We start from the raw sequence: 16296 nt of genomic DNA on the forward strand, positions 1-16296 counted from the left end.
CAATGGAAAAGGAGGGCTGATCATGGAAAGAATGCTTAGGGTTCTTAATGATCTAGAACAGGAAGGCATTATTAAAGGCCATGCCTTAGGGGGAGCAATGGCCCTCTTATTTTACTCCGAGCCCACGTTAACTGATGATGTAGATATATTCGCCTATTTGCCAACGAAAGGACATTTTATTGATTTACCGCGTGTCTACGAAGCCCTCCAAAAAAAAGGATATACACTAAAAGGCGAACACTTTATAATTGAAGGGCTTCGCGTCCAATTTCTTCCAGCAGATGGTAAGGCCCTTTGGGAAGAAGGAGTCAAGGAGGCAACAGCAAGAGACTTCCAGGGGACTCAAATTAGGGTTATAAGCATTGAACATCTTGTAGCTATTATGCTAGATACTAATCGTCCAAAAGACAGGGCGAGAATAGGGCAGTTGTTGGAGGCGGAAGTGGAATTTGATCAAAAGAAGCTTCTCGCAATTTTGACTAAGTACAAACTTAAAGAAAGGTGGGAGAAAATAATTGGCGAGGAAGAATAAACGGATTGAGAAGATTTTTAAGGCTAAAAAAGAATGTCGTAAAGAACTAGCCCGTCTTCCGATCGAAGAGAAATTCAGGATACTTCTCCAGTTGCAGAAAATCGCCAGCTCTATTTTGCAATCTCGCGGTGTGGAGAAGAAGCCTTGGGATATGGCAAATGATGTGGTAGGTAGGGTCTTTCAAGTTCAAATTAGAGACCCGAAGGTAGTTGACTCTCAACGTATGACGCCAGTTGACATGCGGGTTCCTGACAAAGGTTGGGTCCGATATTCTCGATTGGATCAGGTTTTTCCTCAGTGGAGAGGGCTTAAATGATTAATCACGTTTGGACCGTTGTCTGCGAAAAAAGCATTATAGATAGAGAAACCAATAATATTTCATTGGATGCCCTTGAACAGTTGAACATTAAAATTCCACCTTCTCCTGAAGAAGTAAAGGGGGTGATCTATCCAGGAAAAATAGAGATAGTAAGTCTTTGGTACCGTGATCAAGGAGAAAAGGGGATAAGGGGCAAAGGTCAGTTAAAAATAGAAGCACCAAATAGCAATGTTGTTGGTACCGCCAATATAGATATTAACCTGACGGAGAGTCACCGATGCAGGACGTTGGTTCGATTAGAAGGACTTCCCATACCTAAAAGTGCCTCTGGTCTTTTCTGTTTTATGGTGTCACTGGAATCAGATAACAAGTGGATTGAAGTTGCGCGTGTACCTCTAGAAGTTGATGTAAAACTTATTGCTTCTTAGGTAGGTCTGTATCACTAATCCACTATCGGAAAATTATGTCTGAAAACCGTTTGGTGGCTAGAAGGACAGGGACGGTCGGCTTTTTCACCCTCATTTCCCGTATCTTTGGACTCCTCCGGGACATGGCCATTGCCAATGTCTTTGGGACAAAATTGGCGGCAGACGCCTTTTTTGTCGCCTTCCGGATCCCGAACCTCTTTCGGCGGCTCTTTGCGGAAGGGGCGATGACCGTTTCCTTTGTCCCGATCTTTACGGAGTCTCTCAAAAAATCCAGGGAGGAGGCTCGTGAGACGGTCAACACCCTCTTCAGTCTGGCCGTTGTTGTCCTTTCCCTTGTTTCGATCCTGGGGATCCTATTTTCACCATGGATTGTGAAGCTGATCGCCTATGGTTTTGTCAGCGATCCGGAGAAATTCAATCTGACGGTTTATCTGAACCGGATCATGTTTCCTTATTTGGTGGTTGTCTCCCTCGCGGCGGTTGGGATGGGGATTTTAAATTCCCTCAAACATTTTGCCGCTCCCGCGGCAGGACCGGTGCTGATGAATTTGGGGATTATTGCCGGGGCTCTCTTCTTTGTCCGGTGGTTCGACCCTCCCGTGGTGGGGCTTGCCATTGGCGTTCTTCTGGGGGGACTCCTGCAGGTAGCAATTCAGATTCCCGCCCTACGTCGCCATCAGTTTTTCCCCAAGTGGCACTGGAACCTCAAACACCCTTCCGTGAACAAGATGGCGCGGCTGATGCTCCCTTCGGCCTACGGGGCGGCCGCCTATCAGTTTAATGTGGTGATCATCACACTGCTCGCCTCTTTTCTTCCGTCCGGATCTGTCTCCTACCTTTGGTATGCCGACCGGGTGATGGAGTTTCCGGTCGGTGTCTTCGGGATCGCGATGGCCACAGCGATCCTCCCAACCCTTTCCGACTACGCCGCTGAAAAGCAAATGGGAAAATTGAAAGAGACCTTCAACTACGGCCTCCGCCTCATCTTTTTTATTACGATCCCGGCGACCTTTGGATTGTTTATTTTGTCACACCCGATTGTCAAAATTCTCTTTGAGCATGGTCGTTTCACCGCAGAATCGAGCCATCATACGGTGACGGCGCTCCAACTCTTTGCCCTTGGTCTTCCTTTCATTGCCGGGGTCAGAATGACCTCCAACGCCTTTTATTCCCTTCAGGATGCCCGGACTCCGGTGCGAATTGCGAACTGGGCGGTGGTGGTGAATATTATTCTTTCACTTTTATTTCTGAAACCATGGGCCCACAACGGGCTCGCCCTGGCCTTGAGCCTTTCGGCCCTTTTTAATTTTGGGATGCAACTCTACGAGTTCCGGAAAAAGGTGGGTCTGCTGGGACTAAAGAGTGTGGTCGGATCGCTCATCAAACAACTAGTGGCCTCAGTGGTGATGGCCGTTTTTCTCTGGGTTATTCTTCATTACTATCCGCCCGCATTGTCTCTCTGGAAGAGCAGTCTCTACCTCTTTTCTCTGATCATCGCCGGCATCGCCCTCTTCCTCGTTTCTTCCTGGCTCTTGAGGGCCAAGGAGTTGGGAGAGCTGATCCAGGTTTTTACCCACAAAGCCCATCCCTAAAGAGTGTTCTCAATTTAATTCTCATTTTGAGAAATTTTCTCATTTTGAGAGGGATTTTGGGTTCGACTGTCGCTTCAGCCGGAGGCTGATCCGTCCTTTGGCGGACACCATGTCCCTTTATTTTCAATAAGTTATAAGTGTACCCGGTACGGATGATCCGAAGGATCAGATTGGCACCCCCCTTGCATGATAATGGAGGTGATGAAGCGATTTCTCCTCAGATCCCCCCTCCTTATTATACTGGGCCTCGTGCCCCTTTATGGGGGGAGCGCCTTTTCACAGATGATCTCACCGGGGGCGAGGGTTAATTCTTCCTCTTCGTCGGCAACAAGAGTTGGTTCCTCCGGGATGAGGATCAATCAGGCGGCGCCACCGGTGGCAACGTCCAATTCCCGACCGTCGGTTACTGTCAGTGGTGCTACCACCGCCAGTGGGGCTACCACCTTGAAGCTCTTGGGCAACACCAACAGAACCAACACCGATAAAGTCCAGAGTTCACAGGGTGAGATAAGGATTAATACGGTGACCTCGTCAACTCCCGCAACAGGCATGACCATTCGGGATATCCCCGCGGCCAATATTGTTACCACCACGCCTCCTCCCACACCCTCGGCGATAGTGATTCCCGGCGGGGCGACGATGGCGGCACCGGGTTCTGTTTTGGTTCCTCCCACGGTCACGATTCCGGCCGGCGGGGGTGCCACAACGGTTATAATCCCCCCATCGGTGACATCAACAATCCAGAATATCCCCGCGGCAAATATTGTGACCACCGCACCTCCCGCATCCGGAGTGGCGGCCGGTGCCATCAACGTCAATGGATCAATCGTAGACCGGATTACCGAGGGTGTGGGCAACATCTTTAATACGGTGGTTGACACCGTTGCCGATTTCCTGACCTCCGGCGACAACCGGATTTCCGACATCGTGACCACAGTCAATACGGGTGGAACAACGACCACTCCTCCCCCCGCTTCAACCGGAGGGGCTATCTACGAAGGGGGAGGCAGAAATTTTCTGATCGAGACGGGCGGGACGACGATGGCCGGTGGTACAGGGGGAGGGACGACAACGACAGGGGGCGGCTCCGGGGGTGTTTCCACAACCACTCCCCCACCGGTATGTACCGGGAGCCCGGGCGACCCTCCGGCGTGCCATGCTCAAGGGGCCGATTCCCAGCCAACCTCACAACCGACCTGTGATACCGCCTATCCGGAGACCTGTGCCCCCGCCAGTCAACCGACCTCTATGCCGGTCGGTTCCTTCTGCGTTGGCGGCGCTCCGCCTGTTTTTCAGGAAACCTTGGTGACTTCGGGGCAGGGGATCGATCAAGTGGCGGTTCACGAAGGGGTTTGGGTGGATGGGATCCCTTCACAGGGTTCAATTTCGTGGTTTAGGATCAATCCGGAAGGACTGTTCCAGGCCTACCGGGGCATGACCGCCACGAGCGGGCCTGTCGGTTCCACGCAAACGGAGGCGGATATCCATCTTTTCACCCTCGGGGATTTTTTACAAAACGATCCGGAGATCGACCTTCTGACGATGACCCCGTATTATTTGTTCAGCGCCTTTTCACCGGAGTACAATTTTTCCCCGCAGAATTTTCCATCCGTGACCAGTCATCCTGCTTTTATGACCGGTTTGGAGATAGGGGACGCGGGAGAGAGTGAATATGCGGCGGCCTGGGAATCCGGGACTGTCTTAGTCGGCAGGGTGCCTCACCCTGGGGGGTCTGAACAACCAAAGACGATGACCCTTCTGTCCCAGAATAACGACAAGATTTACGATTTTGCAAAAATGTCGGTTTCAGGGGCCGGAGGGGATTTCCTCATAACCCTCACAAGGAATCTGCAAAATCAGAAGGTACAACTCATTTATGTTGGCACAGGCCCTCATTTTTTTCAGGGTGAGCCGGTTTCCCGCTTTTTGGAGATCGATACCGTTGGCACCCCTCGGCGGATGGCTGTTACGGGGAGCCGGGTTGTGGTTGTGACCAATGACAATACCACCCGGAAGAGTTATCTCTACACGGTCCCGATCAGTTATTCCCCCGCAGAGGATCGCCTTTTGAAAGGGGAGGTCAGCTCTCTGGAGATCCCCGGCGGTGTCGGTTTTGTAGCGGTGGCGGACTTGAACCGGGACGGGCGGGACGATCTGGTTTTGTACGTCGTGGATCCGACCACTTCGGCTTCGAACAGCACAGGGTCGATCCAGATCTTTTATCCGGATTCAAGCGGTGTGTTCCGATCGGATCAGGTTCTTTCCCATCCTGTTCCCGCCGGCAAGATTGTGCGGGATCTGGATGCAGGGCCGGTCGGTTCCGGGATCGGCATCGGTTATCTGACAGGTGGGGCAACGGCCGTTGCTTCCCGGTTTAGCGGCAGTGGAGGAGATTACCGGGTTGAGTCGACCGATACGGTCGCTGTGCCGCCAACCCTTGAGGTCTCTTTCCTGCAGGTTTCCTGTCCAGGTGGTTCAGCAGGCGGAACGGTGCCAGGTCCTTATGGCGAGACAACCCTCCCGCCACCCCCTCCAGCCTCTGTATTGCCACCTCCTCTGAAGGATCAGGTCATTACCCTGGAACCGATCAAAAAAAGCTGTATCCAGGGGGAAGAGGTCACCATCGCTATTCCGGTCGATAAGGTCGACAATCCTGAGCTCAAGGCGCTGGCAATCAAGAAGGATGCCGTTATCGATTCCACACTCACCCAGATGAGCGGCCCTTATCTGGGAGAGATTGACAGGACACGCGAGTGGAAACTCGAGGCGGTTCCCCAGGAGGGAAGGGTTCTGGCGGCCAAGGTTCGAAGCCAGGATTTCAAATCAGCCCTCTCCGCCTTCGGGACGATGGGAGAAGATGGGGCCCTGGTTGTCAAAACCAAGTCTTCCGAGGTGACCCCCTCCGATCCCTTTGAGGTGAAGATCACCTGTGGTCTTGTGCCGATGAATGCCAAAGAACCCACTTATGTCGCTGATCTTGTCTATACGGCCAAATTGCCGGACGGGACAAGCCTCATCCAGCCGATTCAACTGGACGCCGAATTGATGAAACTGGGGGGCGGCGGCGGCTGTAGCCTTATTCCAGAACAGTAAACAATTCACCGCTTGACAGTGTTCGCCAAAAAGGTAGGGTTTCGGCTCCTTTCCCAAATGATCATTTCTTGCTATGATATTCCTTAAAAGCTACTTTGTGGCCACAACGACTGGGGTGGATAAGATTAATATTATCCACGACGTGAAGCGTGCGATGCGAGAGTCAACGATCCTCAAGGGACTTGTAACGATCACCCCTCCGGCAGGCAAGGCCTTGTTGACGGTAACTACGGAGGAGGAATTAAAAGCGGCCGGTTTGGTACAGGCCCGTTCTCTGACACTGCCGGTGGAAAAGGGGGATCTGCTCCTGGCCCCCAGAGAGCAGATCTTTTTGATTGATTCCGACCCGTCCGGCCGGCGGAGGGAGTTTTGGGTGCAGGTCATTGGAGATGGGGCCGGGGCGGCTAAAAAAGCGGCCCCGATAAGGGGACCGCAAGGTTCGCCAAAAAGGTGACCATTATGGGAAAAAAGGAAAGATCAAAGGAGACAAAAGGTCAACTCCTGAAACTCCAGTTTGACGACAACAACCTGGCCCGAAATCTGTTTGGCGCCGAGGATAAACACCTCCGGTCTCTGGAGAACCAGCTCGGTGTCGCCATCACGGTCCGGGGGAGCGATGTCAGCATCCGCGGGCAGGAAGAAGGGGTCCAGCTCGTCGAAAAGGTTTTATCGGAACTGTATACCCTCCTCAAGAAAGGGTACCCGATCTTTGGTGCCGATATCGAACGGGCGGCCAAGATGCTGGCGGCGGATCAAAATTTAAGCCTCCAGGATTTTTTCATGGACAGCATTTTTATTCCGGCCAAACACAAGGTGATTGCCCCCAAGTCTGTTCACCAGAAGGAATATCTGGAGGCGATCCGGGCCAACGACATGGTTTTCGGCATCGGGCCGGCCGGAACCGGCAAGACTTATCTGGCGGTGGCGATGGCGGTTACGTCACTGATGAAGAAAGAGGTCAGCCGGATTATTCTGGCGCGGCCTGCTGTTGAAGCGGGAGAAAAACTGGGATTCTTGCCCGGCGATATTGCGGAAAAGGTTAATCCCTATTTAAGACCTCTCTACGATGCCCTCCATGATATGCTGGATGGTGACAAGGTCCTTCACCTCGTTGAAAAAGGGGTTATTGAGATCGCGCCGCTCGCCTTCATGCGCGGACGGACGCTCAACAATTCTTACGTCATCCTGGATGAGGCCCAAAACTGCACAACCGAACAGATGAAGATGTTCCTCACACGGCTCGGCTTTGATTCCAAGGCGGTGATCACGGGGGATGTCACGCAGATTGACCTTCCGCCGGGGCGTATCTCCGGCCTTATTGAGGCGGAACGGCTTCTGAAAGGAATTGGCGGGATCGCCTTTCAGTATTTTTCTGAAGAAGATGTTGTTCGCCACAAGCTGGTTTCGGATATTTTAAGGGCTTATGAAAAGGATCGCATAAACGGAAAAACCAAATGAGATCAAAAAAGACCAAAGAGGTTCTGAGAGGGGGGTGGCTGTTATTCCTGTTGCTGGCGATCGGTTTAAGCCTGATCATGAACGCCCACTGGAGCCGCCTGCCGGACAATGTTCAGGTCGCCTCCATTGCCGTTCACGACATCAAGGCGGACAAAGATTACGAAATTGTGGATGAAGAGGAGACCAAGGCCTTGCAAGAGAAGGCCTCAGGGGAGGTGGCGCCGGTGATCCTCTCGGTCAAACGGGGGGAATCGATTATCCGGAGCGGAGATCGGTTTCGTCCCTGGCATGCCAAGGTCATCAACGGCATCCGCAAGATCCAGTCTCGACAAGATTTCAAAATCCGCCTCGTCGGTTCTTTTTTGCTGGCTCTCTTTATCTTGACGGCCCTGTTTGTTTTTGGGGGGCTTTTTGTCAAAGGGTTCAAACCGGTTCGCAAAGACCTCGTCTTTTGCGGTCTCCTTCTGGCTATCTCGCTTCTAGTTGTCAAAAGCTCTTTTGCCGTGGCGACGGGACTGCAAACCAGTCTGCCGTTCACACTCCCGGTCACCGCTTTTTATTATGCCCTTCCGATCGCCTTTGGGGCGATGCTTGTTCGACTGGTTCTCACCACGGAAATCGCCCTCTTTTTTGCCATGGCGGCCTGTCTCTTTGCGGGGGTCGAAATGGAGAATGACTTTCTCTATTTTGTTTATTGTTTCTTTTCGTCTCTTGCCGGGATTGTTTTGATCGGGCATGCCCGAAGCCGGATGGATATCTTCAAGGCCGGCGTCTGGACCGGTCTGGTCTCAGCCTGTTTTGTTTTTGTGCTTCATCTGGTCGGACTCTCTTCCGCCATCCAGCCGTTGATCCAGTGGGATATCGTTTCTGATATGGGGGCGGCCCTGTTTGGAGGGATTGTGAGCAGTATCCTTGTTTTTGTACTGACCCCCCTCGCCGAATCGATTTTTGGTTACCTGACAGACGTCAAACTTCTTGAACTGGGGAGCTTAAACCATCCTGTCCTTCAGGAACTGATTGTTCGCGCCCCCGGTACGTATCACCACAGCCACATGGTGGGAACCCTCGCTGAGGCGGCGGCCGAGGCGATCGGGGCCAATGGACTTTTCGCACGCGTGGCCTCCTATTTTCATGACATCGGCAAGATGAAAAAATCGGAATATTTCATTGAAAACCAGCCTCCCGATGAGAACCGTCACGAAAAACTGGCCCCTTCCATGAGTGCCTTGATCATCTCCTCGCATGTGAAAGAGGGGATCGATATGGCCAGGGAATACAAACTTCCGGAGAGGATTGTGGATATTATTCCCCAGCACCAGGGGACAAAACTGATCAGCTATTTCTACAGCAGGGCCAAAGAAGCGGGCCAGGATCTGGCGAATGAAAAGGATTACCGGTACCCCGGCCCCAAACCACAGACTCGTGAGGCGGGAATCATCCTTCTGGCCGATACGGCCGAGGCCTCAACACGCTCGCTCAAGGACCGGTCGCCCGCCCGGATTGAAGAGGTGGTTCGGAACATGATTAATAAGAATTTCATCGATGGCCAACTGGACGAGTGCGAGTTGACCTTGCAGGATCTGAACCTGATCGCGCAGAGCTTCAACAGGATACTGATCGGCATCTACCACAAGAGGATTGAGTACCCGACCATCCCCGAAGAGGAGACGATCCTTCCCCCCGAACATGCCACCGATAAATATACAAAATCGAAACCGCTCGCGGAAGGTCCCGGCACGCCCGGTAAAACAGGCGGTGGGGCGACTCTTCGAAGGATTGGGCCTCGCTGACTGCGAGCTTTCAATCGTCTTTGTTTCCGATCGGGTGATTCAGAAGTATCATGCCCAGTATTTCAATGATTCTACGCCAACAGATGTGATTTCTTTTCCTTCGGGTGAGCAAAATGGATTTTTAGGGGATATCCTCATCTCCCTCGATACCGCCGCCCGTCAGGCACGGCAGAAGAAACATTCGACCTGGGATGAGGTGAAACTCCTCCTTGTTCATGGCATTCTTCATCTTCTGGGGTATGATCACCAAAAAAAGAGGGACAGACAAAAAATGTGGCAAAAACAACGGGCCCTGTTAAGATCAATCGCCAATTTATGAAAAAGTTTCTTCCGTTGTTGTTGACAAGTCTAATTACCTTTCTCGCCTTCCCGACACTCCTCTTCCGCCAACCGCTTCCCTCTCTGGGCCTTCTCGCCTGGTTCTCCCTCGTCCCGCTTTTTATTTTTTTCAAGGATAAAACCCCTCGACAAGTCTTTTGGACCAGTTTTATAGCCGGTTTCCTTTTTTACAGCGGCGCCTTTTACTGGATCTATAATGCCCTTCATTATTTCGGTCATCTCTCTCCCAGTGCCTCTCTGGGGGCCTTGGTGGTGATGATGACGGCAATGACTTTGTATCTGGCGGGAGCCCTGGCACTGGCCCGTTGGCTCTCTCTGAAGACCGGTCTCTCTTTCTATCTCCTCCTCCCCTGGACCTGGGTGGTTCAGGACTTCTGCCTCAATTATTTTCCGGTGGGAGGATTCTCTTGGGGGGCCCTGGCCTATACACAGACAAAACTTCTTCCCATGATCCAGATTGCCGATTTGGGAGGTCCGTACCTTGTTACTTTTTTGATTGTCCTCTTGAATGCCTCCATAGCCCGGGTTCTTGTTAGAGAAAAGGGGGCTTGGGTCCAATCTCTCCTGGTGTCGGTTTTGTTGATACTGACGGTCGGTTATGGGTTTTACCGGATTCTCTCCTACTCTGAAGAAGACCGTCCCCATTTTCAAGTCTCCCTTTTGCAGGGAAACATCCCTCAGGAGGAGAAGTGGCAGGAACGGCGCGCCCAGGCGATTCTGGGCATCTATCAGGAAATGATGGATCAGGTTGTGGCCAGTGACCTTGTTGTCTGGCCGGAGGCTTCTTACCCCTACCTGTTGTCTTTTCCTCTGAGAGGCTCTTCCGGGCTCGGGGCTTCCTTCAAATTTGACACGATTGTCGGCGCCGTCACGGGGCAATTCACCAAGAAGGAGACCATTAGCAATTCGGCTCTTCTGATCAAAAAAGGGGGGGAGTTTGCCGGTGCTTATCACAAACTCCATCTGGTCCCGTTTGGGGAGTATGTCCCGTATCAGACGGTTCTCTCGTTTCTCCACAAGGTCGTTCCGGTGATCGGCGAGATGAAGGCTGGCGAGGACGCTCGTTTGCTGAAGACAGAAAAGGCCCAACTGGCCCCTTTGATCTGTTATGAGGATCTCTTCCCGGAGATCGCCCGGAATTTTACAAAAAAGGGGGCGGACCTTCTGGTCAATATCACCAACGACGCCTGGTACGGAGTGACCTCGGCCCCGATCCAGCATATGGAACTCTCCCGGTTCCGGGCGATTGAAAACAGGCGATACCTGATTCGCTCCACCAACACCGGGCTCTCCGCCATCATCGATCCCCTCGGGCGGGTTGTTAAAAAAGGGAGACTTTTCCAACGGGAAATGATGGAAGGGGAGGTGGTCTTGGGGGGTCCGACGACTTTTTACACCCGCCATGGAGATTTGTTTGCCTGGGGGGCCGTCGTTGTGGTAGTTATCCTCGGCCTGATCAGTTGTTTCAAAAATAAGGAGAACAAGGGATGACTAAAGAAGAAAAAGAATCGGTCCGATCTTTTACCGAACGGACCTCCAAGCTTCGAGGTCTTCTTTGACATCGCTTCAAAGAAAAAACGTCTTGAGGAAATAGAGCAAACAGCCGCAGCGGCAGGATTCTGGAGCGACAACAAGAAAGCAGAGGCGGTTCTTAAAGAGAAAAAACTCTTGGGTGATCTTGTTTCCCGGTTCCAAAAACTGGAGAGTGAGATCGAAGAGACGACCCTGCTCCTGGAACTCGGTGCCGAAGGGGCCGATGAAGATTTGAAAGGGGAGGGGAAGACAAGGCTTGCCGGGATTGAAGCAACCCTCGCCCAATTTGAATTTGAAAGAATGCTCTCCGGAGGGCATGACCACAACAGTGCCATCCTTTCGATCAATGCTGGTGCCGGTGGGACGGAGTCCTGCGATTGGGCCGAGATGCTTCTCCGGATGTACCGGATGTGGGCCGACAAACAGGGGTACAAGAACGAGGTGGTTGACTTCACCCTTGGAGATCAGGCCGGTTTCAAATCGGCAACGGTGACGGTTTCTGGTGATTATGCCTACGGCTATTTAAGGGCGGAGATCGGCGTCCATCGTCTTGTCCGGATTTCCCCTTTTGACGCCAACAAACGGCGTCATACCTCTTTTGCCTCTGTCTTTGTTTATCCGGATATTGAAGACGAGATCCAGATTGAGGTCAAGGATTCGGATCTCCGTGTGGATACCTTCCGTTCCAGTGGGGCCGGGGGGCAGAAGGTCAACAAGACCGATTCTGCGGTTCGTCTGACCCATCTCCCAACGGGGATTGTCGTCGCCTGTCAGAATGAACGGTCCCAACACCAGAACCGGGCGCTCGCCTTAAAGATCCTCAAGGCCCGGTTGTATGAAGAGGAGATGAAGAAAAAGGACGCGGAAAAGGCCAAGATTGAATCCTCCAAAAAGGATATCGAGTGGGGTTCCCAGATCCGTTCGTACGTCCTGCACCCGTACAAGATGGTGAAAGACCATCGGACCGGCGTAGAGGTCGGGGATGCCCAACGGGTCCTGGACGGAGACCTGAATCTGTTCATCCGGCAATTTCTTCTTCATAATCAATAAATTATACGCGTGCCTGGCACCAGACCCCCCCTTTGGTGCCAGGCACGCGGGGAACCTTCGGGATTAAGGCAACTTTTTGCCCTTTCCGCCGAGAACCGCCCCACGATGCCGGGAGGGGTGACTATCAGCCGCGAGTCTCTTTTGGGCAGGCTCTATTCGGAGCTTTCCGTCCCCGGCGACCCTTCCCTGATTGCCCTTGTCGATACCTTGGTCCGTCTGACCGGTTCGGATCAGTTTGTTCAGCACCATCCGTCGGATCGGTTCGAGATCACTATGCCGGATCATTCCCACCGGCTTCTCCGCTATGAGGAACTCCTGCAAGGGCTTGTTGAAAGGTATTACGGTCACAGTCATCCCCCCGAATACCGCGAGAGACTCTACAAGACCCTTCTTTCCGCGACCAGCCTCGCCGAGTCGGCAATCGCGGGAGGGGGTGAGATCCTTTATTGTGAAGAGCCCCCTTCCTGGGAGCCGTTCGTCTTTCCCCGTGAGGCGGTGACGATTGTGTTGGTGCCGTCGCCCTCTTCGGAAGAGGGGAGCCGGCGAGCCGCAGGATCTCCTTTTTCAATCTGGGGACATCTCCCTCGCCGGGAGGAGTTGCATGGGGAGGCAGTCCTGGTGGCCGTTCACCAGCAGGGTCCTTCGACCGTGGAATTGGTCGTCAAGACGATCGCCCCTATCACACATCGGTTTGTTGATGATCCGTCAACGGAGCTCCGCCTCCCGGTTTATGCCGATTCTATAAGACTGACTCGAAGGGGAGGCGATTTTATCCTGCAAGGCTTTTCCTATCCCCGGAGGGAAGAGATTGAGATCCCTCTTTCGGGAGACTGGGTAGGGGATGATTCCCTCATCCGTAATCTCGGACGGATCCCACCCGGAAGCGACCGGTTTCAAAGACTCCTTTATTTATCGGCCGCCGCCAATGCCCTTTTTCTGGAAGGGACTGCCGATGCCCCATCCTTTGAATTTGCCCCCGGAGAGTTGTTTCTCTCAAGCCGTTTCAGGGGAAAGGTTGTCTCTCTCTTCCCGCTCCTCTCTCGCTCCGAGCCATCCCTTTTGGGGATGATAGAAATAGGGGCGACGGGGCTCCATACCTTTAGTGTCGCCGTTCCAGGGCGTCTCCGCCTTGTCCCTTCCCGGTCAGGTGATTTACCTGGGGGTGGTTCACCCAAGGGTGATTCAGGGGTTGTGGGGGAAAGCTGGGAGATTGACTATGAAGCGATCACCCCGTGGGAAGGGGTCACCTTCACCCGTTCCCTTCAACTCCATCCGTCCCACCCTGTTGTGGCGCGATGGATGAGCCGAGTGACCGGAGGGAGTTGGGGAGCGGCCTCTTATCCCATCTCGGAAGAACAACTCAAGGAACTGGTCGAGGCGCAGAGACTTTCGGCGGAGGAGATTGAAGTCCAACGACAGGCCAGGGACTGGGTTGATTCCAACTTGGCCGACAAAATAAGGGAGACCGGCTCTCTCCACAGGGCTGTTTTGGCGATTATCTATGTGGATCTCGAAGAAGGGAAAAAAGGACCGGGTGGAACAGGAGGGGGTGCCGGAGGAGGGACCGACCCTGAGGCATCGCCTCCTCCCCCCTGGATGCTTTCTGGTTTAAGAGATTCCCGACCAGGTGCCTTTCTGGTTGAGGGTGATTCACCCTTGGGTGCCCCACCCAAGGATGGTTTTGTTGGAGGAGTGACAACTTCCCCAGGGGAGTCTGGGTCATCCGGTGGGCCTCTTCTGCCATTAGTCGGTCGTCTCATCACCCCGGGTGAGGAGTTTACCGTTCCCTCCGGGCTGGTCTATCGGTTTTCTCCTGTTGATCAAGGGGCCCTCTGGTTGTTGCCGCCGGACCCCGATGGGGTCGGATTGGAAGGGTACCGGCGCGACGAGATCGCCGAAATTCTCTCATTGTTGGAGGGGGAAGAGCCGGTTGTTGCTGTTGCCGGTTGGCGAGGGACCGGCAAGTCAAGGATAGCCAGAGAGACCCTTCCTGCGGCCTTGAGGGGGAAAGGGAAAAAAGTAGCCACACTGAAGCTTTCGGATGAGGGGGTGGAGGGAGGGGAACTGGAACAGGTTTCAGCCTTGATGGCCGGGAATCCTGACATTCTGATTCTGGATGAGGCGGCGATCAGACCGGAGGAGAAGGTGTGGCACCGGTTGATCCCTCTGGCATTCCTCCTTCACCGTTATCTGGAGGGAGGGGGAAGGATTGTCCTTTTTGGGGGGGGCGACTTTCTGACGCCGGAGGAACAGGCTGTTTGGATGCGGTGGACCGGATGGACACCCCCCTTGGTCCGACTCGACCTGAAACCGTTCAACCGAAGACAGGCCCACGAGTTCCTGATCCCTCCCGATTCCAGGCTAAGCCCTGCCGATCAACAGGCCTACGTCCGGCTCGCCTCGCAGTGGGTCCCGCCGTATCCCGGACTTTTGAGGTACGTCCGGTTGGGTCCCGATATCGATCATCTGGAAGATCTCCACTTGTCACTCTTGTTCCGGTTTCATCCGCTCGATCCCTGGGAGAGGGAGGGAGTCCAAGTTCTGGCATGGCCTCATGGGTCACCCAGTTTTTCAGACCTCTCCGTGACCCCTGTCGGTTATCGTCGCGACGACTCCGAGCATCGGGTCCGGCTCCTCTTTCTGATGACCGGCCGGCTCCTTGAATTATTGCGTGAAGAGACCCGCAGGTACCCTTCCGACGATGGGATCGGTCTGACGCTCGCGGTCGCGGCGACAGAATACAATATCCTGGGGCAAATGCTTGCGGGCGCTCCAGACAAGGGTGGTTCACCCAACCTTGGTTTTGAACCGATGTCGGCCCCGGAGGCCCGGCTGGAACTCCGGGGGTATCTGAGCCCTCTCAGGGGGACCAGGGCCTCCGAGACGGTGGTGCTGGTTTTGGGAACAGAGATCCGTCTCCTCCAGAAAATTTTTAGAGAGACGGAGGAATGTTCCGAAGCTGAACAGATCGTCCAAGAGAGGATAGGGATCTTGAGGCAACGGTTACAGGAGACACTGGCATCGATTCAAAAAATTGACCAGACTGCCGAGGTTCCTGCCTCTCAAGAGGTTGCCGATCTTGATGGGACTGTGGGTCCGATGGTGAATGCGACGGCCCTTATTGTCCACCGTGACTTCTTGCGGCGACTCCGCCGGGAGCAAAAGGAGACCGCCGGGCAGTTCAATCCTCTTTTGGACGAAGCGGTTTTTTATACCGTGGGGATGATTGATCAGAATGTCACCCCGCCGTTCCTAAAAAAGGATCTGACCCCCCAAGAGCGCCGCGCTTATGTTTATTTAAACCGTCGCTATCTGGAGTACCTCGATGCCAGAATGGCCGAGGGGCCTGCCGACCCATTTGACCGATTTTTCCCGATTGCCCTTCGCGGCAAAATCAGACGTCTGGTGGATGACCTTTCGATCCTCACAGCGATCGATCAGGAGCCTCTCCCTGAGGGAGTCCTCCACCTGCCCGATTACGGGGAAAGCCTAAAACTCTTGGTCTCTCTCTTGCCGCGGCATATCGAGGCGGTTGCTCAACATAGAGAATCCCCGTGGGCCTTGGCGATTGCCCAGGATGCCGGCCTTGGCCGGGATGTCTCCTCCTACCTGATTGTGCAAAGGGATCACTTGGCCCGTGCCCGGCGCCGGCTGGCCGCTCTGAACAGGCCTCCTTCCGGTGGGGGAAAGGGGGGCGGTAGTCTACCGGGAGGCAATCCGGCGGGGGGGATCGTTCCGCCAGTGGATCCCGCTATTGTGCGAGGGATAGCTGAAGCGATGGGGCCGGAGTATTTAACAAGGGTTACCTCTTATCCCTCTCCCAATTGGGGAGAGGGTGCCCGAAGGGCGGGTGAGGGGGAGCAACATTTCCCCGGAGAGGATTCTTTCTCCGTCGCCGTTAGGTATCTTGCCGGAACCCTTCGAGATGACCCGGCGGCCGTGATGGCACTCGACCGAGCAGTCTTGATGATGAGAGAAACACCAACACCCCTCAGACCGGAAGGAATGGTTCGTTTTGAAGAGAGAAAAGCGGTGGAGGCTGGCCGTGCCAGGGGTGGAGAATTGCTCTGGCGCAGTAACGCCGCGCGTTAGAGGGTGACAAGAAAATTGAAAAAAGGCTTGCGGGAAGCCCTCCCTTTCTATACGCCTTGTCAGCAAGAGG

General features: G+C 53.8%; 12 protein-coding genes. All 12 read left to right on the forward strand.

Annotated features, from left to right (window positions below; translation table 11 throughout):
- Positions 1-22 precede the first annotated feature (22 nt).
- The 12 genes from HYS22_02030 (at position 23) to HYS22_02085 (ending at position 16226) form a co-directional block, all read left to right on the forward strand.
- Positions 23-532, forward strand: coding sequence for a hypothetical protein (locus HYS22_02030; GenBank protein ID MBI1908931.1), 510 nt, complete (start codon positions 23-25; stop codon positions 530-532).
- A complete protein-coding gene (locus HYS22_02035; protein MBI1908932.1) occupies positions 516-848 on the forward strand; it encodes a hypothetical protein in 333 nt (110 codons plus the stop codon). Before HYS22_02030 ends, HYS22_02035 begins: the two co-directional genes overlap by 17 nt.
- On the forward strand, positions 845-1279 hold the full coding sequence (locus tag HYS22_02040; protein ID MBI1908933.1) for a hypothetical protein: 435 nt from the start codon (positions 845-847) through the stop codon (positions 1277-1279). Before HYS22_02035 ends, HYS22_02040 begins: the two co-directional genes overlap by 4 nt.
- A 35-nt stretch (positions 1280-1314) precedes the next feature.
- Complete coding sequence (gene murJ / locus HYS22_02045; GenBank protein MBI1908934.1) at positions 1315-2871, forward strand: murein biosynthesis integral membrane protein MurJ; 1557 nt, start codon at positions 1315-1317, stop codon at positions 2869-2871.
- Between the two features lie 201 nt (positions 2872-3072).
- Positions 3073-5964: a hypothetical protein gene (locus HYS22_02050; protein ID MBI1908935.1), complete on the forward strand. Its 2892-nt coding sequence runs from the start codon at positions 3073-3075 to the stop codon at positions 5962-5964.
- A 73-nt stretch (positions 5965-6037) separates the two neighbouring features.
- Complete coding sequence (locus tag HYS22_02055; protein ID MBI1908936.1) at positions 6038-6418, forward strand: YjbQ family protein; 381 nt, start codon at positions 6038-6040, stop codon at positions 6416-6418.
- Positions 6419-6423: 5 nt separating this feature from the next.
- Complete coding sequence (locus HYS22_02060; GenBank protein MBI1908937.1) at positions 6424-7422, forward strand: PhoH family protein; 999 nt, start codon at positions 6424-6426, stop codon at positions 7420-7422.
- Positions 7419-9212, forward strand: a complete 1794-nt coding sequence (locus tag HYS22_02065; protein ID MBI1908938.1) for an HDIG domain-containing protein — start codon at positions 7419-7421, stop codon at positions 9210-9212. The genes HYS22_02060 and HYS22_02065 overlap by 4 nt, the downstream gene beginning before the upstream one ends.
- Entirely contained in the window at positions 9178-9531 is a 354-nt protein-coding gene (ybeY, locus tag HYS22_02070; GenBank protein ID MBI1908939.1) for an rRNA maturation RNase YbeY, read from the forward strand. Before HYS22_02065 ends, ybeY begins: the two co-directional genes overlap by 35 nt.
- The gene (gene lnt / locus HYS22_02075; protein ID MBI1908940.1) at positions 9528-11042 is read left to right on the forward strand and encodes an apolipoprotein N-acyltransferase; all 1515 of its coding nucleotides are present in this window, start codon (positions 9528-9530) and stop codon (positions 11040-11042) included. Before ybeY ends, lnt begins: the two co-directional genes overlap by 4 nt.
- Positions 11039-12134 (forward strand): peptide chain release factor 2 gene (gene prfB, locus HYS22_02080; GenBank protein MBI1908941.1). Its coding sequence is split into 2 segments (ribosomal slippage): positions 11039-11101 and positions 11103-12134, totalling 1095 coding nucleotides; the frame shifts between segments, so codons are not numbered across the junction. Before lnt ends, prfB begins: the two co-directional genes overlap by 4 nt.
- 9 nt (positions 12135-12143) lie before the next feature.
- Entirely contained in the window at positions 12144-16226 is a 4083-nt protein-coding gene (locus HYS22_02085; protein MBI1908942.1) for an ATP-binding protein, read from the forward strand.
- Positions 16227-16296 lie beyond the last annotated feature (70 nt).

The sequence above is a fragment of the Deltaproteobacteria bacterium genome (assembly GCA_016177765.1).
GTDB lineage: Bacteria > UBA10199 > UBA10199 > JACPAL01 > JACOUP01 > JACOUP01.

Excerpts from the sequence above, each read along its gene's own strand:
- HYS22_02030 (MBI1908931.1), top strand. The coding sequence starts at position 23 with ATGGAAAGAATGCTTAGGGTTCTTAATGATCTAGAACAGGAAGGCATT.
- HYS22_02040 (MBI1908933.1), top strand. The coding sequence starts at position 845 with ATGATTAATCACGTTTGGACCGTTGTCTGCGAAAAAAGCATTATAGAT.
- murJ (MBI1908934.1), top strand. The coding sequence starts at position 1,315 with ATGTCTGAAAACCGTTTGGTGGCTAGAAGGACAGGGACGGTCGGCTTT.
- HYS22_02050 (MBI1908935.1), top strand. The coding sequence starts at position 3,073 with ATGAAGCGATTTCTCCTCAGATCCCCCCTCCTTATTATACTGGGCCTC.
- HYS22_02055 (MBI1908936.1), top strand. The coding sequence starts at position 6,038 with ATGATATTCCTTAAAAGCTACTTTGTGGCCACAACGACTGGGGTGGAT.
- HYS22_02060 (MBI1908937.1), top strand. The coding sequence starts at position 6,424 with ATGGGAAAAAAGGAAAGATCAAAGGAGACAAAAGGTCAACTCCTGAAA.
- HYS22_02065 (MBI1908938.1), top strand. The coding sequence starts at position 7,419 with ATGAGATCAAAAAAGACCAAAGAGGTTCTGAGAGGGGGGTGGCTGTTA.
- lnt (MBI1908940.1), top strand. The coding sequence starts at position 9,528 with ATGAAAAAGTTTCTTCCGTTGTTGTTGACAAGTCTAATTACCTTTCTC.